The following is a 23101-nucleotide window of genomic DNA, read 5'->3' as shown; positions in this document are numbered from 1 at the left end:
GAAGGGGGAACTGTCATGAAAAGAGAAAAATCATCCACTGACGGATCAATTGGAGGCACACCGAATCCGAAAGTCTACGACAGTATCGTCGACCTGATCGGCGGTACGCCGCTGGTTCGTCTCGGACGAACGGCTCCGGCAAACGCGGCGGAAATTTATGTGAAGCTGGAATATTTCAATCCGTCCGGCAGCGTTAAAGACCGCGCCGCACGCGGATTGATCGAAGCGGCAGAGCGAGACGGCAGACTTGCGTCGGGCAGCACAATCATCGAACCGACGAGCGGCAATACCGGCATCGGCTTGGCCATGATCGCGGCGGCACGCGGCTATCGGGCGATTCTGATCATGCCGGACAATATGTCGCGCGAGCGGATCAATCTGCTCAAGGCATACGGAGCCGAAGTGGTGCTCACGCCCAGCACCGAGCGGATGCCGGGTGCAATCGCCAAAGCGCTTGAGCTGCAGACTTCGATCCCGGGAAGCTTCATTCCGCAGCAGTTCGAGAACCAGGCCAATCCGGATGCCCATCGGGGGACGACGGCTATGGAGATTTTGGAGCAGATGGAAGGACGGCTGGATGCTTTTGTCGCGACGGCGGGAACCGGAGGCACTATTACCGGAACCGGCGAGATGCTGAGAAGTGTACTGCCAGACCTGCACATATCGGTCGTCGAGCCGGAGGGATCACCAGTGCTGTCCGGCGGCGTGCCTGGACCGCATAAGCTTGTGGGCACAAGTCCCGGGTTCGTGCCGTCAATCCTCAATACGGACGTGTACGATGAAATCATTCGGATTCAGGACGACGAAGCGCTCGGTACGATGCGCGATCTGGCCCGGCTTGAAGGCATGCTGCTCGGTCCGTCTTCCGGAGCATCAGTCTATGCGGCGATGCAGGTAGCGAAACGTCTCGGTCCGGGCAAACGAGTGGTCTGCATTGCACCCGATACCGGCGAACGCTACTTAAGCATGGGAATTTTCGACTGAACAAAGAGCAGAGGAGAGACAAGGAATGGAACAAAAAAAGCTGTATATCTCCGCTTTGCCGGACTATCCGGAAGAGATCGGACGTCAGCTGTGGATGATGGAAGATGTACGCCGCGATCTGCTGCACAAGCTTCAAGATGTTACGCAGGAAGAATTGGATACGCCGCTTGATGACAACCTTTCAACGATTGCTTCGCTGCTCTATCATATCGCCGAAGTAGAAACGAGCTGGCTGTATTTCGATCTGCTGGAACAGAAGAAGTTGGCCCCCCATATCGAACCTTGGTTTCCCCGGTCAGCGCGCAGCGAATCCGGAGAAATCTATTCTCCTCCAGGCGAAAGTCTGGAAGATCATCTGAATCGGCTGAGTGTCGTGAGAAGCGATTTTCTGGAAAAACTCCGGTCAGTCGATCTGGAGGATTGGCGAACGTTCCGCAGTTTGCCGGGCGAATACGATGTGACTCCGGAATGGATCGTCTATCATCTGATCGAACACGAAGCCCATCATCGCGGACAAATCTTCCGGATACTCGGTACACTGCGCAGACGTTAAAATCGAACTTTGTTGTAAACAGCCCGCCTTCGCGAAGAGGACGGGCTGTTTGACTAGGACGTGTACGCAAACTCATCAACTTTTTCGAATAGAAGATGCTTTTAACGCCTAGAGGTCCGGTTTTCCAATTTAAATGAAGCCGTTGAACATAAAATACGAAGTCGATTATTGGTTTGCGCATACGCCGTAATAGGACGTGTTCAATAAGGAATGATACATAAGATGCGACTAATAAGACTTAATTAACAAGATTTAATTAATAAGATTCGACGTAAAGTCCAATAAGTGCTTATATGCAATTATTTTCCGGAAAAGCTCGCCAAATCGTACAATAAGTGCACCGGTACAACTATTCAACAGGGAAGTATGGTTAGAAACGCAAAAACGCTAAAATAAGTGTATGAGAGCACTTATTTCAGCGAAAGTCAAAAATTTGAGAAAAATAAGTGTATATGCGCATTTATTTTTCTTTTTTCCACTCTTACATCTGCAATAGACTCTTTCGGATCTGGCTGAGATAGGTTGGCGCATAGAGCATAGAGCATAGAGCATAGAGCATAGAGCATAGAGCATAGAACATAGAACATAGAACATAGAACATAGAACATAGAACATAGAACATAGAACATAGAACATAGAACATGAAATTTTGAATATAATTCTTGAACACGAACTTTTCCGCAGCTTTAAATGCACTATAAGCTTTCGACAATAGCTGAATATTAACGATCTTAAGCACATAAACGATCTTAAGTACATAAACGATCTTAAGCACATAAATAATCTTAAGCATCAACAATCGTTAAAAATTATCAGTTACAATCTGCCCCGTATGAGCTTCAATCATGCGAACGCTGAGTCCCGATTCTCGTTCGACCAGCTTATAACGAAGCATATAATGCCCATCGCCGGAGCGGTCATCGGAATAATCGAGTTCCCATATCAAACGCGGTTCGAGAGCTGCAATCAGCCGGCGTTTCGCTTCTTCCAGCGGCAAGGAAGGAACCAACGACAACTTCTCCAGTTCTTCCATGCCCAGATCTGCGCTCATATAATGGTTGATACGTCCTGTCGTCCGATTGACGGAAACCGATACATGATGTGAAAATCCGGGAACACTGTCTTTGCATACCGAGAAGTTAAACCCTGCGTTCTGTCGGCTCGGCTGCTCCGTTTCTTTGTCCTCTTCTTCCTCCAGATTCAACCGCAGATGGGGAAAAACAAACGGATCCGCCGTATGCAGCAGATTCAGCGCAATCTCCAGGCAAGCACGATCATCGAGCTGCAGGATGCCGGTTTCTTCACGAAAATCGATGAAGCTGCTGATTCGCCCGCTGTCACGATCAAACCGGACCTTAACTGTTTCTTCGTTTCGTGCCTGCATATATCGGTACAGCGTGTAAGGATCTGTGGAATCTACCGCTTCCGCTGCGGGAACAGCCTCTCTGCGCCGGTAGACGACGCCCCGTTCGCTCCCCATGTCGACTTCGCGCAAAACCTCGTATTCGGCTTCGCTGATGCCCAACGATTCAAGCAGTGTTTCGGGATCTGCCGGTACACCTGGTTCGTTTCGGCGCAGCACCTCCAAGATCGGCTCGTTCGCACCTGCGCACGGATCGTAGTCGTCTTTTGCTTGAGCGTTTTTTTTCGATTCGCCGGATTCTGGTACCGCGGGTCGATTGATCAGATAAGGTTGGGGCATATAAACCAGATGGAGCCGATCGTCGCCCTGCGAATGAACGGATTCGTGCAGTCTCATAAAGTACAGTTTCATGCTGAGATCTTTCGCAACCTCTTCCAGCAGTTCCTCCGGCGTCAGTATATGATCCGGCATGACCGGCTCTGGCTTGGATCCGAAATATTTGAAGGCAGTGACGAACCCTGAACGGTGCAGGTCAATCCAGAAGCCCGAACGGGGCAGAGGCATGCCGGACGCATATTGAGAACAGCTGAAAAAGACGCGATCGCCGCGGTCTTCGATTTCCAGCGCACTGAATTGATCTGGAGCATCGGGATAATGATCGCGTACAAAACGCTCGCCGATGGCAAACAGTTCTTCTGGCGGCAGATGCAGACATTTCTCTTGTTCGGTATACAGTTCCATATCGACCGAGTAATCGATGAGGTCTCCGTCAGGACTCAGCGTTACGGATATTCCGATCTCAGTGCCGGGCTTTGTCCAGATAAACAGCAGCTCGCGTACCTGATCTCCGTGACGGAAAACATCTTCGATAAAAGGCTTCAGCTCCGCGCTCGCGACTGCCGATTGATTCTCAAACAGTGTTTTTGCACGTTCTCTCGATCGATGCAGCATTTCGGACAGTTCGGACTCCATATCTTTTCCCTCCCATGCGGCCGAATCGGCAGCGATTGGTTCTACGGCGCGTCTGCGCTCTTCAATCTCCTCCCGGTAATACGTTCTCAGTAGGTTTAGTCCTTTGTTTTGATAGGTTTTGACAGTGCCCAGCGGCAGTTCCAGCAGTTCCGCAATGTCTTTTAAGCGGAGATCGTGCATATACTTCAACAGGATCACTCTACGGACTTTGGGCGGCAGCGCCGACACAGCCTGCAGCAGATCAAGCGTCCCATCCGTATCTTTGTGTGAGGCCGTCAGGTATTCCGCTTCTGCACCACCTGTCGGAATCGTTTTACGGCTGCGTTCAAGCAGGCTCATCGAAGTGTTGATTACGATACGTGTCAGCCAGGTGCGAAAATACTTGGGTTCACGGAGTGTCGGCAGCGCGGTAAAAGCCCGGCAGATTGCTTCCTGTACAGCGTCTTCGGCATCGATGTGATTGCGGACGTAATAACCGGCTACTCGCAGCATTTGCGTCCGTTCGGCTTCGATCAGCTGTGCAAAAGCCGAAGCGTCCCCGTCTGCGGCAGCTTTGACCGCAGCTTCAAGTTCAAAGGGATTCAAGATCTTCCTCTCCTTTCAAAGCGTCTTACGTTCATTGGACCGTTCAAAGTCTTAAAAAGTTTTAGGCGTCGAACTTTTTTCGGTATGCGAATTGATGTCTTTGTCCATTTTGTCCGTAACCTGTCCTCATGATTTAAAAGATGACTCTCCAGCATTATTCCTGATAAATATGGCCATTAACAGAGCTGCTTCATTGAATGAACGCTTTCGACGAATGGATGCTTACCACTTTATAGAGAGACGTTTTCGCTTAGCGTTCCCCGCCGCTTACGGCATACATAGAGGTTCATTCACAAATGCTCCGGGTATAAGGTCTCCAAACCATTCAGATCCAAATACCGCCGCCCTGCATAGGCTTTTCGCCTAAGGGAAGGAGAAGATGAAATGCAGCAAAGAGACGCTTATTTCGACAATATAAAAGTTCTGCTGATTGCGCTGGTTGTGGTCGGCCATCTGATCGAACCGTTGAGCGGCAGCGAGATTTTTCGCCCGCTGTATCTGTTCATTTATTCGTTCCATATTCCGCTGTTCGTGCTGATTTCAGGATTTTTCTGCAAAAGAATCACGAGCGGCGATTACCGAATTAAAGTAGTCGGTTCGCTGATTGTACCTTATCTGATTTTCGAAACGCTCTATTCGCTGTTTGATTATTACGTGTTGGGCGCGCAGAAATTGCGATTCTCGTATTTTACGCCGTATTGGCTGATGTGGTTCATCTTCAGCATGATCATTTGGAAAATGCTGCTGCCGTACGCGGTGAAGATCCGCTGGGCGCTGCCCATTTCGTTTGCGATCGCAATTTTGGCCGGTTATGCGGCGGATGCGGAATACTATGCGAGCATTTCGCGTACGATTGTCTTTTTCCCGTTTTTCCTGGCCGGATATTATCTGGATAAAGCGGATGTCGACCGGCTGCGAACACCTCTGATGAAAGGAATTGCGGCGGTTATATTGGGTATGGCGGCCGTCATTATGATAAACTATGGGAACGGGTTTCGCACCGAATGGTTTTACGGCAGTTTGCCGTACCGCGATCTGGGGCATCCCGAATGGAGTGCCGGTATTTACCGTCTTGCGGCTTATGCAGCAGCAGTCTTGATCGGCGGCGCAATAATGATTCTGATGACGGGCCGGAATATTCGAGGGTTATCGAGGTTGGGTCGCAATACGCTGTATGCGTACCTGCTGCACGGGTTTCTGGTCAGAGGATTGATTGCGACCGGATTTTATGAAGTGTACGGCGATACCCGATGGATGCTGCTGCTGATTCCGTTCGGGATTCTGCTGACGGCTCTGCTGTCTTCCGGTTTCATTCGCAGCCGCTTCCGCTGGCTGCTCGAACCCAAGCTGGACCGCTTGTACAAAAAGCAAGACGCCGACGAGGGTGCGGAAGTCCAACGTTAAATATGCAGTCCTGATCGCGAAGCGACCTTATACATTTTGAAGGAACAAGGAGAGATCAATATGAGTCAATCGAATGAACCGATAAATCGGGAACAGGAAAATACAGAAAAGAAGCTTGGAGAGATTCCGATTTCTGTACTTGATCTGTCCCAAGTGCTGGAAGGGCATACTGCAGCCGATGCTTTCCGGGATAGTCTGGATTTGGCGCAGCATGCCGAGAAGTGGGGATATCATCGTTACTGGGTAGCGGAGCATCACAATATGCCGGGGGTGGCGAGTTCGGCTACTTCAGTGGTGATCGGCTATCTGGCGGCGGGCACGTCGACCATTCGCGTCGGAGCAGGCGGCATTATGCTGCCGAACCATGCACCGCTCGTGATTGCCGAGCAGTTCGGCACACTGGAATCGATGTATCCGGGCCGGATCGATCTGGGTCTTGGCCGTGCGCCCGGCAGTGACCGGCGGACGTCGCTCGCGCTGCGGCGCGATATTAACAGCGGAGAAGATTTTCCGCAGCTGCTGGAAGAGCTTCGGAATTATTTCGACACTTCGAAGACGTCGTATCATGCACCGATCCGCGCCGTGCCGGGCGAAGGCCTGAATATTCCGATCTGGCTGCTGGGCTCCAGCGATTTTAGTGCGCGGCTTGCCGGCAGTTTAGGGCTGCCATTCTCATTCGCGGGACACTTTTCGCCGGATTACCTGGACCGGGCGCTAAACGTATATCGGAACACATTTACTCCCTCGGATACGCTGGACAAGCCTTATGTCATGTTAGGGGTTTCGGTAATTGCCGCGGATACGCAGGAGAGAGCGGAAATGCTGTCCACAACGATGCAGCAGCAGGTCGTTGCGCTGACCCGAGGTCGTCCCGGCAAAATCCAGCCTCCTGCAGATTTGTCGCTGCAGCTTGATCCGCTTGAGCTGACCGCTGTGCGCAAGCGAATGGAATCTTCGATCGTCGGTGACCGAGAGACGGTCGAGCGTCGCCTGCACGAACTGATGGCCCGTACGCAGGCCGATGAGCTGATTGTAACCAGCGGTATTTATGATCACAATGAGCGTTTGCATTCTTACGAAATTTTGGCGGATATCGCTATTCCTTCAGGCCAATCGGCGCTGTAGCCAATTAGCGATAGGGTTTGCAGCGATTTTAGTCCCAGCTTGCTGAGTCGGGAGCCTGCTTTTGAACGGCTCGGTGAGGCTGGGGCTTTTTTAATTCGCATGTACCGCTTAGTGGATTTCGCTTGAACACCAACGGGGAACATATGTACGCAAAATGTTCAATCAAATTCGTTTTTTTACGCGATTTTGACGAATAAAGATGTTATAATTAATAAATCACGCGTAAGGCAAGGAGGCAGCGGTTTGGCAAAAGGAAAAGTAGCAAAGCGGCCGACCCGCGACGAATTTGTTCTGGAAGAAATAGGGAATCAACTGACTGAGGCCTACCAGGAAAAATCCGTTGTGGAATTGACGGTCTGGGGAGTACAAGAGGCGGTTCGAGGCATGATTGTTAAGCTCGATTCAAGAACCGGAAGAGTGCACGTTGAGAAGGAAGAAGAAACGCAAAAAGTTCCTTTTATGGACATTATGGCTGTGAACTATCCGCGCGACTGACGGTTAGATTCATCTTGCAGGTGCCCTGCACCGCGGAAGAACAAGTCTGCGAAATAAAAAAAGCTCTGCCCGATCATCTCGGATAGAGCCTTTTTTTCTGAGCAGCGGGAGTTCTATGTGCCCGCTTCTTATAGATTTTAACAAAAGAGAGCAGAGACGCGTATACGCAGCGGAGGGGCGGGGGAAGTTGGAGTAGCGTAGCGTTCGCCTTTAAAATCGGATTTCCCACCTTAGACTCGTCTAATTCAATAGAGGAAATCCGATTTTGACAGCGATCGAAAGCTCCCCCGCCTCGCAGCGTCTCCAAGCGTCCCCGCGAAACTTTTACACCGCCGCTACGGATTCTTTGCACTCGTCCGAGCAGTAATGGCTGTGCTCGTCCGCGCAGGATTCGCATACCAAATGCTGCAGATTGCATACCGGGCAGTTAACGTAAACGTCGGTCGGTTCGTCGCAATGATAGCATTTGCCGACGACGCTCGGAGCCACATGGTTGATCGGAACCGAAATGCGTTCGTCGAATACATAACATTTTCCGTCGAACAGGTCACCCTGAACTTCTTCGTCCTTGCCGTATGTGACGATACCGCCTTCCAGCTGTGCAACGTCCGCGAAGCCTTCTTCCAGCATAAAGCCGGTCAATTTCTCGCAGCGGATACCGCCTGTGCAGTAAGTGAGGATCGTTTTGTCTTTGTGTTCGGCCATGTTCTGACGAATCCATTCCGGAAACTCGCGGAACGAATCGATATCCGGACGAATCGCGCCCCGGAAATGGCCCAGATCGTATTCGTAATCCGTGCGTCCGTCAAGCACGATTACGTCGTCCCGCTGAAGCTGCTCGTGGAATTCTTTTGGAGACAGCCGTTTGCCGGACAACACATTCGGATCGAGTTCCTTTTCGTAACGGAAAGTGACCAATTCTTCTTTGTGGCGCACGAACAGTTTTTTGAATGCATGCTCTTCCGATTCGTCGATCTTGAATACAGTACCTTCGAAACGCGCGTCGGACAGAAGATCTTTCATATACTGCTCGGTTTGTTCATACGTACCGGACAGGGTGCCGTTAATTCCTTCGCCGGCGATCAGGATGCGTCCTTTGACACCAAGGTCTTTGCAGTACTGCAAATGTTGGGCCGTGAACGTTTCCGGATCGTCGATCTGAACGAATTTATAAAAAAGCAAAATGCGATAAGGCTGTGTTTCCATTATTTTATCACCCGAGATTTCATTGATTTTTGCCGCAGCTTCCTGTAGGATGCTTGCGTGCAACTTAAAATTTTAGACGTTTTATCGGCTTTCGTCAATGCGAAACGCTGATTATTCATAGAGGAATTCCGAAATTGGGAAATTCGAGAAGGAGAGTTAAGAAATATGACTTCGCAAAACCAGTTATTCGATCGCTTGTGCCGCAGCCGCGTGAACTTGGCGGACTATTCGACATATGAGATTGGAGGAGAGGCCCGGCATCTGGCTCTTCCGCATACCTTGGAGGAAGTGGCGGCCATGCTGGAAGGCGCTAAGTCCAAAGGGCTGAACCCTTTCCTGTTCGGAATGGGCTCCAATACGCTGTTCCCGGATCATCCTGACGACGAAATGCTGTTTTTCTCGCTGAAGGAGCATATCGAGTTCAAGCTGCTCCCGGGGCGCCTGTTCGTATCCGCAGGAACGTCGATGACGCTGCTGTCGCTGTTCGGATTGTACACGGGCATCGATTCGTTCGATTTCACTTTCCTGCTGCCGGGAACGCTTGGAGCGGGGATTTACATGAATGCGAAATATTTCAACCATCAGATCAGCGATGTGCTGGAAACGGCTTATGTCATCGATAAGGAACATCCGGAAAAAGGCATCATTTCCGTTCCGCTGAGCAGCTGCGAGTACGGTTATAAGACGTCGATCTTCATGCGCAGACCGTGGATTGTCGTCGGCGCCGATCTCAAACTGCCGGAAGATCCGAAGCTGACATCTGAACAAACGAACGAGCTGTTCGCCAAGCTTCGTTCGAAAAACTTGCCTTCTTCCATGCTTCCCGATTATTTCCGCCATTATACAAACGAGCTGAATGTCGCGGCAAAACAAGGATTTCATGTGCGTCAGGAACTGCTTGATGTCATTGCGGATCGTTCGGGCAAACTACATTTTGACTATCCCTCCTGCGGTTCCGTATTTAAAAATAATTATACGATTGGAGAACCGATGGGCAAGCTGGTGGATCGGCTGGGACTGCGCGGAACCGTACGCGGCGGAGCAATGATTTCCGATCACCACGGCAACATCATTCAGAACCGCGGCGGGGCAAAAGCGAGCGACGTAACCGATCTCGTGAAGCTTGTTCAGGAGAAGGTGGAAGGCGAGTTCGGATTTGTACCGGAACCGGAACTCGTTATCGTTTAATGTTTTACGAGACTTTTACACTTCTGCTTCAATCTTTTACGCAGCAATGAACTTTCCCATTCGGACACATGCTAAAATGAGTAGCGGACAGATTGATACCAAAATCAGGACGTACGAAAAAATGTGTTCAAACCAGATCCAAACAGGAGGCGGTTAAGTGGGAAAGTTTTCGCTGTTCAAGTCTAAAGGGTTAAAAGCGATGTTGGCGCTTTCGGTGATTGCAACGATGGAGACGGGATTGTTCTCGGCATCTTCAGTATCGGCTGAATCGGCCAGCGACCCTGCACCGTTTATCGAAGCGAAGGTCGTTAACGACAATGCGGGCAAAAAAGTACTGTTCGACAATACGCATGCACAGACGGCAGGAGCGGCAGACTGGGTTATTGACGGTGGTTTCTCGGACTTCGGCAACGGAATCGCGGGTAACGGCTATTATGTCAAAGAACTGCGCAAAACAACGCCGATTACATATGCGGATCTGGCGGAATATGATGTCTTCGTTACAGCAGAACCGAATATTCCATTCAAGTCGAGCGAGCAGGATGCCATGCTTAAGTACGTAGAAGACGGAGGCAGCATTTTCTTCATCGCCGATCATTATAATGCGGATCGCAACAAAAACCGTTGGGACGGATCGGAGGCTATCAACGGCTATCGCCGCGGTGCTTGGGAAGATCCGGCCAAAGGAATGAGCGAAGAAGAGCGGAACTCTGCGGCTATGCAGGATGTCGTCAGTTCCGACTGGCTGGGAGAGAATTTCGGCGTGCGTATTCGCTACAATGCACTGGGCAATATTGATGCGACGAATATTGTTGCTCCCGATCAGTCGTTCGGTATTACGGAAGGCGTACAGAGCGTCGCGATGCACGCGGGCTCGACGCTGGCCATTATCGATCCTGAGAAAGCCAAAGGTATTGTGTATCTGCCAAAAACTAACGCGGCTTGGGGCAATGCGGTAGACCAAGGCGTATACAACGGTGGCGGCGTTGAGGAAGGGCCTTACGTAGCCGTTTCGAAAGTCGGTCTGGGCAAAGCGGCATTCATTGGTGACTCTTCGCCGGTCGAAGACGCTTCGCCAAAATATCTGCGCGAAGAAACGGGCACGAAGAAGACAACATATGACGGCTTCAAAGAAGCCGACGATGCAACCCTTCTGCTTAATATTATCGACTGGCTTGCGGAGCAGGAGAACTACACCAGCCTGACACAAGTAGAAAATCTGACGCTTGATCAGCCGACGGCACTGCTGCCGTTCGAAGAGCCTGCGGCTTCAACTGAACCGCAGCAGGAACCTTGGTCCGCTCCTGCAGCCGGCTATAAATGGTGGGATGCTTCCACATTCAAGCCAGGTTCTTACGGTTCGTCCGTCACGGTTACTCAGCCTGAATACAGCCTGATCCATCAGGATCAGCTGCCGAATGCACAGGAATTCCAGATTCGCGTGCGAATCGGTAACCTGGCGCCTAATTCGACAGTGTCGGGATTCAGTGCCGGAATCTATGTGGCGGGTGGTACACAAGTTGCCATGGTCCAGAATGCAGACGGCACTTGGCCGACCTCTTACGGCTACAGCCAGACATTTGGCGCAACGGCCGATGACAATGGCGTTGCTTATAAAGATCTGACCGTGCGTATCAAGCCGGGTACATCAGGAGCAGCCAACCTGCGTCTGCGTCAGAACGGCAGCAATCTGCTGACGAAAAGCGTAACCCTTGCCAATGTACCGGCAGAGCCTCTTCCCGCAATTGAAGAGCCGGGCAGTCAGATTCCCGAGCTGAGCACGATTGCTTCCGCTCGTACGCAGGCTGAAGGTACGGTTGTGACGCTGGAAGGCGTCGTCACGACGCAGCCGGGTGCTTTTGGCGGACAGGCATTCTATCTGCAGGACACAACGGGCGGTATTTATGTCTACCAAAGCCAAAGCGGTTTTCAGCAGGGCGACACGATTCGCGTGACAGCGCCGCTGGCACTGTACAACACAGAGCTTGAACTGATTGATCCCGTATCAATCGAGAAGACGGGAACGGCCGAGCTGCCGCAGCCGGCTGCAGCCGACACTGTAACAGACGCCAATCAGGGTCAGCTGATCCAGTTAAAGAACGTAACAGTATCGAACATCGTATCGGCTTCGCCGGCAGGCTCGTTCGAATTTGATGCCGTATCGGAAAGCGGTCAGAAGACACTTATCCGCGTAGACGGTCGTACCGGTCTGACGCAGAGCGATTTCGCTTATGCAGAAGGCGATAAGCTGGATATTACAGGTGTAGCGTCGATCTTCCGCGGCAGCTATCAGCTGAAGCCGCGCGGCGCAGCCGATGTTGTACCTACTACAGTAACGGAAGAACCGCCAGTTGAAGAACCACCGGTGGAAGAACCACCAGTCGAAGAACCTCCGGTAGAAGAGCCGCCAGTCGAAGAGCCTCCAGTTTATGGTCCGGCAACAGCCGCTCCGGGAACTCCGACTCTGACTTCCGACAGCGGTCATACAGGACTTCGCAATGGAAATTATACGGTAACGATGAACTTGTGGTGGGGTAATAACGGTTCTTCGTACAAGCTGTACGAGAACGGTGCACTGATCGACAGCGGTCTGCTGACCGATGCAACGCCAAGTGCGCAGAAATTGACTTTCCCGGTAAGCGACAAGAAGAATGGCACGTACGTGTATGAACTGGAACTTACGAACCGCTTCGGCACGACAAAAAGCAATGCGCTGATGGTTAATGTTACGGATGCTTCCCCTGCCAAAGCTGTACTGTCCCATGACAACTGGGATCGCGACGGCAGTTACAACATTACGATGAACCTCTGGTGGGGCACGAACGCTTCTTCGTACGAGCTGTACGAGAACGGCCAACTGATTGATACCCAGAGCCTGAATGCGGCTTCGCCGGGCGCGCAGAGCGCGGTAACGAAGATTACCGATAAAGCTGTCGGTACCTACGAATATCAAGCCGTATTGAAAAATGCCGCAGGCGAGACTTCGACTCAGAACATCACAGTTGAAGTAACGGAAGGCGCCAAGAAGAATAACGGAAAAAATGGCAACAACGGAAACGGCAATGGCAACAATGGTAACGGAAATGGCAACGGTAACGGCAATAAAGGTAACAAAGCAGCCTAAGCAGTGAAGAAACTGTTTTGGATTCGCGACATGCAAAAGGTTCCTCGCTCCGTAAGATGGAGCGAGGAACCTTTTTTTATGAAAATTGATCTCTTCGCCAAGTGCAGCCGAACAGTAAGGTCCCCTACGCCGAGGAACAAGTTTACAGTTTGCAGATCAATAACGATTCGGCAGCAGGGGCTCTGAGCTAAGAGTATTTTTCGCCGTCTTTGCCTACGGGTAATAAAAGTTACGAAACAAGGAGGCGATGATAATGAATCAAAGACCGTACAGACAGCAAACCGGTGAGCGCCGAATACAGATGCCATGCTTCCGCAGACTGATCAAGCCGGGACCCGTCGTGCTTATCGCGGCGCTCACACTCGGCGGCTGCACCAATTCGTCGAACCATGCACCGAACGAAGCGAATGCTCCGGCTGAGGCTGCGGCGGCAGACGGAGGTGCGGGCGTTCTGCCCGGAACCGGTACGGCAACGGATGGAAATGCATTCGGAGAAAGCTCTGGAACAACGGACACTAATTCCGGCAGCGAGATGGAAGAAAATGAAACAGCAGGCCAGACTGAACAATCAAAGCCCGAAAACGAGCCGAAAGATACAAACATTCCGGATCAAGCAGGCGTAATCGATCAGGTGCGGGCAGAGCTGAAGTTTACTAAGGCGTTACTGCCGACAAAATTTGAAATTGAAAACGAGCATTATCTCACTGCATCGATCGAGAAGAATGAGGACCGTGCATTCAATGTCGTCTTTTACGAAACAGAAGAAGCCGTACCGGTCGGCGACGAATCCTTGGCTCCCACCGGTGAAACACCAATTGTTGCGGTTCTGAACGCTGAAACTTACGAAGATCCGCTGAATCAGGAAGATATTTTTTTCGATACTCCCAATATGGCCAACATTCCAAGCGAGATGTCTGTCGATCTGGGACACGGCATTGGGGGCATGAAGGAAGGTGCTGCCGGTACCCAGTATCTGACCTGGAAAGAGGGCCGTTGGGCACTCCAAATCCAATCCCTAAGTGTAGATAAGATGGACCAGGCCGGTATTGCGAAAAAGATGGTGAACTATTTGGAAAGTCACTCGCTTCCTGTTCCTGACGATGAAGGCCGAGTTCAAGTTAATTATCAGCAGGGCGGCAATACCGTGCAAAATAGGATATCCTGGAACCAAGGCAGCGTTGTCTATACGCTCGAGACGCAGCGAGTGCCGCTCGAAGCATTAGCTATGACGGTATCTGCGAAATAAAAGGGAGTACGGAATTGAATATTCAGGTGGCTACAACGGAGAGGCGGGGGATAAGGGAACATGGACAAATTGAATGTATTTGATGTTTCTTCGGCATTGATAGAGCGGATTCGGCGAGATTATGCTGAAGATGTGGCGATAGCCGCTTATTACGGTTCGTATCTTGATGGAACAGCGACAGAACGTTCCGATCTCGACTTTTTCTTCATTCCGGCGAATCCGAACGGTTGCCGGGCAGGGCTGACCTTTATACTGAATGGGATCAGCTTCGATTTCTGGCCAATCAGTTGGAAAAGGGCGGAGAAGATGGCAAGGCTGGAAGATGGGCAAGCCGGTATACTGGCCGACTGCAAGCTGCTTTATGTCCGCTCTGATGAAGACTTGGAACGATTCAATAATCTTAAGATGCAAATCAAGGACATACGCTCTTTTGAAGGAGACGATGTGTTTATTCGCCGTGCAGAGGAGCGGCTGCAGGAGATTTATCCCGTACTTTATGAACTGAAGCGTGCAGGAACAGGGCAGTCTCTGGCTTATTATCGACTGCAGGCTTTTGAGATCATGATGCCTGTTTTTGAAGCGATTGTGCTTCTTAATCGCACTTATCTTCTGAAAGGTTGGGGCAAAAACCTGACGCAGCTCTACGATCTTGCGATTCGTCCTGTGGATCTAGAAGGAATATTGAATCAAATTCTTCGCAGCGCCGATTCGAGGGAAATTGTCGCAGCCTGCGAAGAACTCACTGACTCCGTCAAACGATTAATCTCCCAGCAGAGCAGTAAGCTGAATTCGGAAGTGCCAGAGAACCTGGAACGCGGAAGCGGATTTTTTGAAGAGTTTAAGGGAATGCTGGATAAAGTGCAGACTGCCTGCGAGCGAAAAGATTACGAATGGGCATTCTTCGCAGCAGTACATGCAGAGAGTGAATTGAATCGTTTTCTCGTTTTCTATGAAACCGGGCAGCGGAAGTCCGGAGAAGAAGCTGCGCAGGAAGGACGGGCAATTGCTGAACGGGCGAAACTTCCTGCACTTGTTCCGCTGCTTGATCCAGCGAATCTGATCCCGCTGCAGTCGGCGGCACATTGGCTGGAAATCTCGCTTGAGCGTTATTTGCGCGGCCGGGACATCGAGATTCGGAAATTCAAAAGTTTGGAAGAGTTCCGACAGTTCCTTCTGACGCCCGAATAAAGAAGCCTGTGTAACTGCGAATTTGTGCATACTAGTCAGGAAGCCCTGTTGAGATTTTCGGCAGGGCTTATTGTCCTGCTTGGCAGTTTGTAAAACTTCGGGGTAATTACTATACTTGAAATAACCGATATTCAAGGTATATACGCAAATTCGCGGGTGCGTCAACCGAATGTGATTCGGAAATTCGGGCGATGATGAATCGAAGGTCTCGGAGTATGTCCCTGCCGGAACCGACTCGTCCTTTGCGTGGATACTTCGGCTTCACGAATATTTGATGGGCAACCGGACGCTTGTCCTGCTGTCCCCTGCAGAGAGGAACGGAAGTGAATGTCATGGAAAATAATACTTTGGATTTGAGTAACAAAAATGTTCCGATGGCGCAGCTTAAGTCATTTCACGATGAGGTCACGCGTTTTATGATGACTTACAAGTTTGCATTGGATGAAATGGAGACAAAGATTGATATTCTGAAACAGGAGTTTCAGACGCTGCACGATTACAGCCCAATTGAGCATACGAAGTCCCGACTAAAGTCGCCGGAAAGTATCGTCAACAAGCTGCTTCGCAAACAGCATGAGATTTCATTGGGATCGATCAAACACCATATCCGAGATATTGCGGGTCTGCGCATCACTTGTTCGTTTATTTCCGATATTTACAAAGTCAGCGAGATGCTTCAGAAACAAAACGATCTGAAGGTGCTGGAGATCAAAGATTATATTACCTCACCCAAGTCCAACGGTTACCGCAGCCTTCATTTATTGATCGAAGTACCGGTCTTCCTATCCGATCGGACGGAACAGGTCTGCGTAGAACTTCAGATCCGTACGATTGCGATGGATTTCTGGGCCAGCTTGGAGCACAAAATCTTTTATAAATACAATAAAGACGTACCGGAAGAGCTGCTGACTGAATTAAAAGCTGCAGCTGATTCTGCCGCTTCGCTCGATCTGCAAATGGAACGGCTTCAGCATGAAGTGCAGGCAATTAAGGATGCACATGATACAGAAGAAAGCGAAATGCTCAAGACGATTCATATCAATGGACAGCAATTCCGAATTCCTGGCACATTGTTAGACATATTGGGGCAAAGATAATATCCGCAAAAAGACTGAAATGGAAAATGAACCATTCAGTCTTTTTTCCTATAGACTAGTCCAAATTATGCATAAAAATGTTGATTTTAACGCTGTATCACTTTAATATAAAATGTACTTGAACACTTGCCTCAGGAAAAATATGGCAGAGTGGACGGAATTGCTGTTGTTATAAGGGGGAGACACCATGCCGGATCAACATTTGTACCATAAAGGGACACAGTTCAAGCAGCCGGACTGGAACCTACTCGCCCGCAAATTCGAATCGGACGGCTGTACACCGGAAGATTTTGGGCGTGTCCTCGATTTGTTGGAAATACAGCCTTATCGCGATATCAATTCTGCAATTGTACCGGTTCAGCAGGCACTCCGTGCAGCTTCCCGAATTGGACGCGAAGATCTAACGCAGCGCGCTCGGCTTATCCATGCCGATGTGCTGGGGCGTCAAGGACAAGTTGCCGAGAGCGGTCGTTTGATTCGCGAAATCAATGCTTGGGCGGCGAAGAATGAACACGAATATATTTTGGCGCGCAGCCACCGGCTGCTTGGCGGCTTTTTCCGTCGGTTGGGTGATCAAGACAGTGCGCTCGAGAATGCCCTGCGCGGACTCAAACATCTTCCGTCCGACGTGGCCCCGGCGACTCGTGCAGATCATCTTATGATGCTGGCTTTGTCGCTTGATGAGGCCGGATCACACGAAGATGCGAAAGAGCGATTTGACGAGGTGCTGGAGATTGCCAGAGCAACGGGGGACGTACAGTTTGAGCTGTTTGCTTTTAACAATATGGCGTTCACTTATTACGACCTGGGAGATCTTGAAAAAGCGGCAGAGTTAATTGAGCAGATCCGCAGATTGTCCGAGCGTCATGGATTTCCGCTGATTGCGATGCAGCTTGATACGATCGCCAAAGGGGAAATTTTGTTGGGGCGGCCTGAGGAAGCCGAGAAAACACTGCTGCCGGTTATTACGGATCCTTCCGAGCGGCGTTTAAGCGAGTTGGCGTCTCTGCCGGAGTGCATGCTGACTGTCTCTCAAGCGCAGCTTATTCAAGGCAAGCTGAACGAAGCTCAGGCAATGCTTGACGAAGCTCGCCATCTATGTGAAGCGCACGGATTGTCAAGGTTGTCCGTACAGGTAAGACTGCGTCAAGCCGAATTGTATGCAGCGGCGAATCTCTATAAGGAAGCGTACGAAGAGTATAGACGTTACCATGCTGATTCGGAAGCACTGCGTTCTGCCGAACGAGAAGTAAAAGCGCGCATCTTCCAGGCAGTATTCGAGGCGGAAGAAGCGCGCAAGAGCAGCGAACTTTTCCGTGAAATGGCGCTGCGCGATCCGCTTACCGGTCTGCGCAACCGCCGGTTTATCGACGAATATTTGGAACAGCTGTTGATCCAAGCGCGCACATCCGGCGATCCGATCACATTAGCAATTATCGATCTGGATTCCTTCAAACGAGTGAACGATACGTTATCTCACGCTGTTGGAGATATGGTATTGATCAACGTAGCCAAGATCTTGTCGGTAGCTGCAGCCGAGCCGGCTGTCGTTGGACGGATGGGCGGAGAAGAGTTTATCGCGATATTCCCACGTACCGATGAGAAGCAGGGAGTCGAGCTAGCTGAACGGATGTGCCGAGCGATCCGGGGCGCAGATTGGAGTCCGATTACCGGTACTCTGCCTGTAACGGCCAGTATCGGTGTACACACCATTTTCGGCGGATCGATCGGCTCTACGGAACTGCTCGAAATTGCTGACCGTCGACTGTACATGGCTAAACGGAGCGGCAAAGATCGGGTTGTATTCAGCGACTGTTACGAATAGAAGCCTATTTTCGGTATTTTGTGACTTATCAAGCTGTTTGACTATATCTTCCGCAAGTTTTCTAAAAAGTACGGTCAGTCATACATTTTATCTGCCCTATATATGAACTGAAGTCCGCTTTCTCGAATGACGAGAGGCGGACTTTTTGTCGTTCAATATGGATTTCCAAATTTTCCATCAACTGATATACTGAGTGAGCAGGCGAAGAAAGAAGGTTCGGGAATACCCAGCGAAAAGTAGATTTTACGAAGTTCGGGAATATCGTAGGATGAAAGGGATTTACGAAGTTCGTAAATAAGACGTTATACGACAGAATCTTATAGAGAAATCATTTAACTACTAATAAAAAACTACAAAATTCAATTTTAAAATTTGAATTAGGAGGATACATATGGAGAAAAGCAAACTTTCCGATCACACTTTTAGAAAAGGGAAATTCATTACGCCATGGAATGAGTTGTTGAGCGAAGTTACCAGAGAGAACTCTTGGTTTCATGGCAGATTGCCAGAATACTTTTGGATAGGTCTAATTATAAGATTTTATGGTAGAAGGGAGGGCTTGCAAAAATGCAATGCTATTTTCAAAATATTGAGAGAAAAAGCACCTGAATTAGAAGCTCCTAGATTTTCAATGATATTGAATCTAGATATAAGCATTCAAAAATATTTATTTGAAGATATGTTAACGATCATAGATCAGCAAGTGTTAGCTCCACTTACTGCGATTTTTACTTATACAGAATATCCAATATTTTCAAGTGAATTTCAGTCTTCTGCATCAGTTGAAGAGAGGGTTAAATGTATTAATTCTTTAATGGAAGAAGCAAGTGATCATCAGACAAACTTTTCTACTGATATTCGTTTTATGGTTCTTTACTTTCATTTAATATCTGGGAAATTAAAAATGCCTTCTGCGTCGATTGAAGCGATTCTTGAATATCCCCACTTATCTCATGAAGATGAAGAAATGAGAAGCATTCGTCCACGTGTTCGTGCAACTGAGTTAATACTATTAGAACTTGAAAATTTTGATGCTAAATATTTAGATTATTTTTGGGAGGCAGTGAGTAGAATGAGTGATTGCGAACTGTATTATATTGATCTTACCGAAAGCCCGCCTGATAGTAAAATTTATATGGGTCAGGTAAAAAGGATTTTAGAATACTATACAAGCTTACTCACCTCAATAAATCCTCTTGATAATAAAATGTTAGTACTCTTAGGGATAGTAACTTATTCGTACAAAAGATTATTAGAATTAGTTGAGCATAACCTTTTTCATACTATTTCAGGCAGAAGTATTACTCGTGTTTTAATTGAGGATTATATAATGATGAAGTATTTACTCAAGCATGAAGCTTCACACCGTGATATTTGGACCGAGTATCAATACTATGGGATAGGTCAATACAAATTAATTGTGGAAAGATATAGACAATCAGGAGTTGAGTTACCATCGAGTCATGTTTCTTATGAGTATATGGATATGTTAGTCAGCGAATACAAAAACAAAGATTTTATCGATATGGACACATCTTATTTTAATAAACAAAATGTTCGGTTAAAAGCTAAAGATGTAGACGAGCAAGATCTTTTTAATTACTACTACGATTATGATTCTGCCTTTGAACATGGGTTATGGGGAGCTATCAGAGAAAGCTCTTTAGTAAAATGTAACTCTCCTTCACACCAGTATCATTGCATACCAGACATAGAGAACAATCAAAAATTGAAAAGTGTTTGGGATGATTGTGTAGGAGTAATGAATAAAACACTCTCTGTTTTGGAGGGGATATATGGACTTCCCACACATCTTGCATTAGGGAGGAATGATAATGAATAATAACATGCTTGAAGAAGAGTTGAATTCTATTCAGCTTGAATACAATAAAGTTCTGAAAAATGCAGTGAACAATATATATGTGAAGGATTCAGAAGCAGTAATTGATGAGATTTTAGTATTTTGGGAACGTAATAAGAAAATTCTTCAAAATATTTTACACTTTTTATTTCCTCCTTATAGTGCATATGTTTTTACATCAGCAACAATTTTAGATATAGATGATGGTGAACACTTTCCATTTGTATCATTAGGGAAATATCACCTTTGGGATGATCCTATATATAAGTATGTAACAATGGTTAGGAGCAACAATATAAATTTGGATTTTGAGAAAAAGATGAAAAATCAAATTATTGCTACCCTTAAAGATAATATGAAAATTATAAAGCAAGCTTTTGGGATCATTTATATCTTGCCTTTTCGACTATTAAATGAAACTAACCAGTTTGTTTATGAGGCAGCGGATCAAGCGTTTTTCAGCATGTTTAAAGAAAACATAAATAAAGAAACTTATAAGAATTTGAGCACGATTGAAGAAGTTAAAAATGTACTATCGGATGGGATTGCAGAAAGCATTATTTTTTCAGAAAAAGAGGAGAGTGATTTAAGTCTTATAAATAGATTTGAGGCCTATAGAGCCTCAGCTATTTTACCTATTTCAAAAGATGCTACGGATGCGGAAGTTTTTTATCTTACTATTTTCGGTTACCTAGCTCAAGCCTTTGATACTTTGCTTTTAAGCGTGGAATATAAGTTGATACCTTATATACGATTCGAAGTCGCGTTCAAATATATATTTAAAATTTCATCGAATTTTGGAGAGAATGAAGAAGTTTCAAGTATGTTATTAAAATGTGCAATTGCTCATGTTTTTTATAGGAATTTTGATGAATCAAAAGTACACGATGTTGCCTTTAAGAGTTATTACGAGGCCATTAAAAAGTATGATTTAGAAAATAAAATATTTGAAGAATTGAAAAAGGAAAATTTGAACTTTACAAACATGAAACTCAAAAAATTGGTAGAAATAATAGACAACAATTTCGAGAAATTTGTAGCAGGATTTTTCGATGAGGAAAAATCAACAACTGATACGTTTGTTGTTGATTAAAAGCTTAGGTAAAAAGAAAGGGTCTAGCTAATCAGTGAAGGAGATTCCGTCGTATAACATAATATTCACGCTGCGGGCATACGCCCTGGGTCTGGCATACGCCAGACACCCGACATGCGTCGGGTCGTGAATACAGGAACGTTATGTGAAATCATATACACGAGGTGGATTATAAGCAATGAGACATTATACTTTTGTTAATGAAGAATTACTAAATGAATATTTGGAGCAACTTCCTAAGAAATATTTTCCTAAAGAATATAGAAGGAAAAAATTAATATCGTTTGGTATTACCGGAGTTAGAACAGACATTAGTGAAGAAGATTTCAAATTAGAGATGAATAAAACTCAGAAGATCGATTTGTTGCTTAAGTATTTAAGAGAAAATGAACAATTAGATTTAAGCAGGCCTAAGGACATGCACGATGGTTTCAACCCGAATAGAAAAGCTTTTGTACTTGAAACAACCAAAGCAACTCAAATATTTTTTCCTAAAGAATCATTGATAGATACACCTTACCTTGATGGTTTTGCTCTTTGGATATCTGATCCTAATACAGATGATATACAGCAAGGCAACTTGATCTATAACTACACAGGGACTTTTTTGTATATAACACAAATGTGGTTGGACAATGGAAAATACTCGCATATGTATTCAGGATGCTCTGCACTCCAATCCATTGTGAACTTTTTAGAAGGAAGACCGATTTTAAATACCATATTGCATGCGGGAGAAGAGAAATTCGGACGTAGCGATAAACGACATCCGATAGATAAGTTGGTTGGCTTAGGAGCAAAACGAGGGGCGACTAAAAAGATTACTTGCCTATATAGAAAACGTTATATTACAAATGAGCAATGCTTCATCTTTAACAATAAAGAAGCAAGAGTTAATGATTTATTAGCCTATCCGATATTTATTACTGAAGAAGTATAGCGGAGATAAAGAAATGACTTCACATAACATAATATTCACGCTGCGGGCATACGCCCTGGGTCCGGCATACGCCGGACACTCGACATACGTCGAGTCGTGAATACAGGAACGTTATGTGTAACTTCTAAGGGCAGATTTAAGAGCAATTTAAAAGCTGAGAATTGTTAAAGAGCTGATCAAACTAATGTAGCAGATTCGGAATCGAAGCGCGCCCAGCGAGAGTAAAGCAAACGAAGCAAATTCGGAACCGAAGCACGCCCGGCTGTGAGTAAAGCAGACGAAGTAGATTCGGAATCGAAGCACGCCCGGCGGTGAGTAGAGCAAACGAAGCAGATTCGGAATCGAAGCACGCCCGGCGGTGAGTAGAGCAAACGAAGCAGATTCGGAACCGAAGCACGCCCGGCGGTGAGTAAAGCAGACGAAGTGGACTCGGAACCGGAGTATGCCCGGCGATGAAGGAACCTTTGAGGGTAACGCAGGAAGACAGAAGCAACACATAAACCAGCTAATCAAAGTCAAGCCTTTCATAAAACAATCATTGAGCTGTCCAAATGGAACATACTGAAATAAACCTACCTTGGAAGGTAGATAAAAATGGATTCTATATCCAATTTCAGTACTTAATGAGCTTGAAAGGCCGATCCGGAGTTCCACATACCAAAAATAATGCGTAAAAGCTTATGCGAAGCTGCAACAATCGCGACTTTTGCCGGTTTGCCTTCGTCCCGTTTTTGCTGATAAAATTGAAAAAGAATCGAATTTCGCGGACCGTGAATCTGCTTGGAAATGCCGGCTACGGTCGCTTGATAAAGCGCCGTTCGCAGGTACGAAGAGCCCCGTTTCGATATTCGA

Annotated in this window: 16 protein-coding genes and 1 pseudogene; 14 read left to right on the top strand and 3 right to left on the bottom strand. The window is 47.5% G+C overall.

What is annotated here, in order from left to right:
• Positions 1–15 precede the first annotated feature (15 nt).
• A complete protein-coding gene (gene cysK, locus F456_RS0112450) occupies positions 16–984 on the top strand; it encodes a cysteine synthase A (RefSeq protein ID WP_018977367.1) in 969 nt (322 codons plus the stop codon).
• Positions 985–1009: 25 nt separating this feature from the next.
• Entirely contained in the window at positions 1010–1537 is a 528-nt protein-coding gene (locus F456_RS0112445) for a DinB family protein (RefSeq protein WP_018977366.1), read from the top strand.
• Positions 1538–2339: 802 nt separating this feature from the next.
• Here the strand turns inward: F456_RS0112445 and F456_RS0112435 are convergent.
• A complete protein-coding gene (locus F456_RS0112435; protein WP_018977364.1) occupies positions 2340–4457 on the bottom strand; it encodes a sigma-70 family RNA polymerase sigma factor in 2118 nt (705 codons plus the stop codon).
• 384 nt (positions 4458–4841) lie between these two features.
• On the opposite strand from F456_RS0112435, the gene F456_RS0112430 reads away from it, so the two are divergent.
• From F456_RS0112430 to F456_RS0112420, 3 genes are all read left to right on the top strand, one after another.
• Complete coding sequence (locus F456_RS0112430; protein ID WP_018977363.1) at positions 4842–5861, top strand: acyltransferase family protein; 1020 nt, start codon at positions 4842–4844, stop codon at positions 5859–5861.
• 60 nt (positions 5862–5921) lie between these two features.
• Complete coding sequence (locus F456_RS0112425) at positions 5922–6986, top strand: LLM class flavin-dependent oxidoreductase (protein WP_018977362.1); 1065 nt, start codon at positions 5922–5924, stop codon at positions 6984–6986.
• Positions 6987–7229: 243 nt separating this feature from the next.
• Complete coding sequence (locus tag F456_RS0112420) at positions 7230–7481, top strand: YolD-like family protein (RefSeq protein WP_018977361.1); 252 nt, start codon at positions 7230–7232, stop codon at positions 7479–7481.
• Between the two features lie 324 nt (positions 7482–7805).
• On the opposite strand, the gene trhO is transcribed toward F456_RS0112420, so the two are convergent.
• Positions 7806–8687, bottom strand: a complete 882-nt coding sequence (gene trhO / locus F456_RS0112415) for an oxygen-dependent tRNA uridine(34) hydroxylase TrhO (RefSeq protein WP_018977360.1) — start codon at positions 8685–8687, stop codon at positions 7806–7808.
• A 165-nt stretch (positions 8688–8852) separates the two neighbouring features.
• Here trhO and murB point away from each other — a divergent pair, with 165 nt between their 5' ends.
• The 9 genes from murB to F456_RS0112370 all read left to right on the top strand — a co-directional run bounded on the left by murB (position 8853) and on the right by F456_RS0112370 (position 22249).
• On the top strand, positions 8853–9875 hold the full coding sequence (gene murB / locus F456_RS0112410) for a UDP-N-acetylmuramate dehydrogenase (protein WP_018977359.1): 1023 nt from the start codon (positions 8853–8855) through the stop codon (positions 9873–9875).
• A gap of 157 nt (positions 9876–10032) precedes the next feature.
• Entirely contained in the window at positions 10033–12999 is a 2967-nt protein-coding gene (locus F456_RS0112405) for a chitinase N-terminal domain-containing protein (protein ID WP_018977358.1), read from the top strand.
• Between the two features lie 253 nt (positions 13000–13252).
• Positions 13253–14245: a hypothetical protein gene (locus F456_RS23640; RefSeq protein ID WP_018977357.1), complete on the top strand. Its 993-nt coding sequence runs from the start codon at positions 13253–13255 to the stop codon at positions 14243–14245.
• Positions 14246–14305: 60 nt separating this feature from the next.
• Positions 14306–15433 carry a hypothetical protein gene (locus F456_RS0112395; RefSeq protein WP_018977356.1) on the top strand — a complete coding sequence of 376 codons (1128 nt, stop codon included), beginning with the start codon at positions 14306–14308 and terminating at the stop codon, positions 15431–15433.
• Positions 15434–15765: 332 nt separating this feature from the next.
• Positions 15766–16530, top strand: coding sequence for a GTP pyrophosphokinase (locus F456_RS0112390; protein ID WP_018977355.1), 765 nt, complete (start codon positions 15766–15768; stop codon positions 16528–16530).
• A 187-nt stretch (positions 16531–16717) separates the two neighbouring features.
• Positions 16718–18355, top strand: a complete 1638-nt coding sequence (locus F456_RS0112385) for a GGDEF domain-containing protein (RefSeq protein WP_018977354.1) — start codon at positions 16718–16720, stop codon at positions 18353–18355.
• A gap of 391 nt (positions 18356–18746) precedes the next feature.
• Positions 18747–20198 carry a DUF5677 domain-containing protein gene (locus tag F456_RS0112380; RefSeq protein WP_018977353.1) on the top strand — a complete coding sequence of 484 codons (1452 nt, stop codon included), beginning with the start codon at positions 18747–18749 and terminating at the stop codon, positions 20196–20198.
• Positions 20191–21309 carry a hypothetical protein gene (locus F456_RS0112375; protein ID WP_018977352.1) on the top strand — a complete coding sequence of 373 codons (1119 nt, stop codon included), beginning with the start codon at positions 20191–20193 and terminating at the stop codon, positions 21307–21309. The genes F456_RS0112380 and F456_RS0112375 overlap by 8 nt, the downstream gene beginning before the upstream one ends.
• Positions 21310–21487: 178 nt before the next feature.
• Complete coding sequence (locus F456_RS0112370) at positions 21488–22249, top strand: hypothetical protein (RefSeq protein WP_018977351.1); 762 nt, start codon at positions 21488–21490, stop codon at positions 22247–22249.
• A 620-nt stretch (positions 22250–22869) separates the two neighbouring features.
• On the opposite strand, the pseudogene F456_RS24670 reads toward F456_RS0112370, so the two are convergent.
• Positions 22870–23101, bottom strand: a pseudogene (locus F456_RS24670) (IS110 family RNA-guided transposase); the annotation flags it as partial.

This window comes from Saccharibacillus kuerlensis DSM 22868, from assembly GCF_000378145.1.
In the GTDB taxonomy this organism is placed as follows: Bacteria; Bacillota; Bacilli; order Paenibacillales; family Paenibacillaceae; genus Saccharibacillus; species Saccharibacillus kuerlensis.
Note: the sequence above shows the minus strand (reverse complement) of the source record. Positions and strands in the feature narration are given on the sequence as shown.

What these genes read in the sequence shown, in the direction of transcription:
- F456_RS0112380 (WP_018977353.1), top strand. Translation starts at nt 18,747, where the DNA reads ATGGAGAAAAGCAAACTTTCCGATCACACTTTTAGAAAAGGGAAATTC.
- F456_RS23640 (WP_018977357.1), top strand. Translation starts at nt 13,253, where the DNA reads ATGAATCAAAGACCGTACAGACAGCAAACCGGTGAGCGCCGAATACAG.
- F456_RS0112370 (WP_018977351.1), top strand. Translation starts at nt 21,488, where the DNA reads ATGAGACATTATACTTTTGTTAATGAAGAATTACTAAATGAATATTTG.
- cysK (WP_018977367.1), top strand. Translation starts at nt 16, where the DNA reads ATGAAAAGAGAAAAATCATCCACTGACGGATCAATTGGAGGCACACCG.
- F456_RS0112445 (WP_018977366.1), top strand. Translation starts at nt 1,010, where the DNA reads ATGGAACAAAAAAAGCTGTATATCTCCGCTTTGCCGGACTATCCGGAA.
- F456_RS0112390 (WP_018977355.1), top strand. Translation starts at nt 15,766, where the DNA reads ATGGAAAATAATACTTTGGATTTGAGTAACAAAAATGTTCCGATGGCG.
- F456_RS0112430 (WP_018977363.1), top strand. Translation starts at nt 4,842, where the DNA reads ATGCAGCAAAGAGACGCTTATTTCGACAATATAAAAGTTCTGCTGATT.
- F456_RS0112385 (WP_018977354.1), top strand. Translation starts at nt 16,718, where the DNA reads ATGCCGGATCAACATTTGTACCATAAAGGGACACAGTTCAAGCAGCCG.
- F456_RS0112425 (WP_018977362.1), top strand. Translation starts at nt 5,922, where the DNA reads ATGAGTCAATCGAATGAACCGATAAATCGGGAACAGGAAAATACAGAA.
- F456_RS0112395 (WP_018977356.1), top strand. Translation starts at nt 14,306, where the DNA reads ATGGACAAATTGAATGTATTTGATGTTTCTTCGGCATTGATAGAGCGG.
- F456_RS0112375 (WP_018977352.1), top strand. Translation starts at nt 20,191, where the DNA reads ATGAATAATAACATGCTTGAAGAAGAGTTGAATTCTATTCAGCTTGAA.
- trhO (WP_018977360.1), bottom strand. Translation starts at nt 8,687, where the DNA reads ATGGAAACACAGCCTTATCGCATTTTGCTTTTTTATAAATTCGTTCAG.
- murB (WP_018977359.1), top strand. Translation starts at nt 8,853, where the DNA reads ATGACTTCGCAAAACCAGTTATTCGATCGCTTGTGCCGCAGCCGCGTG.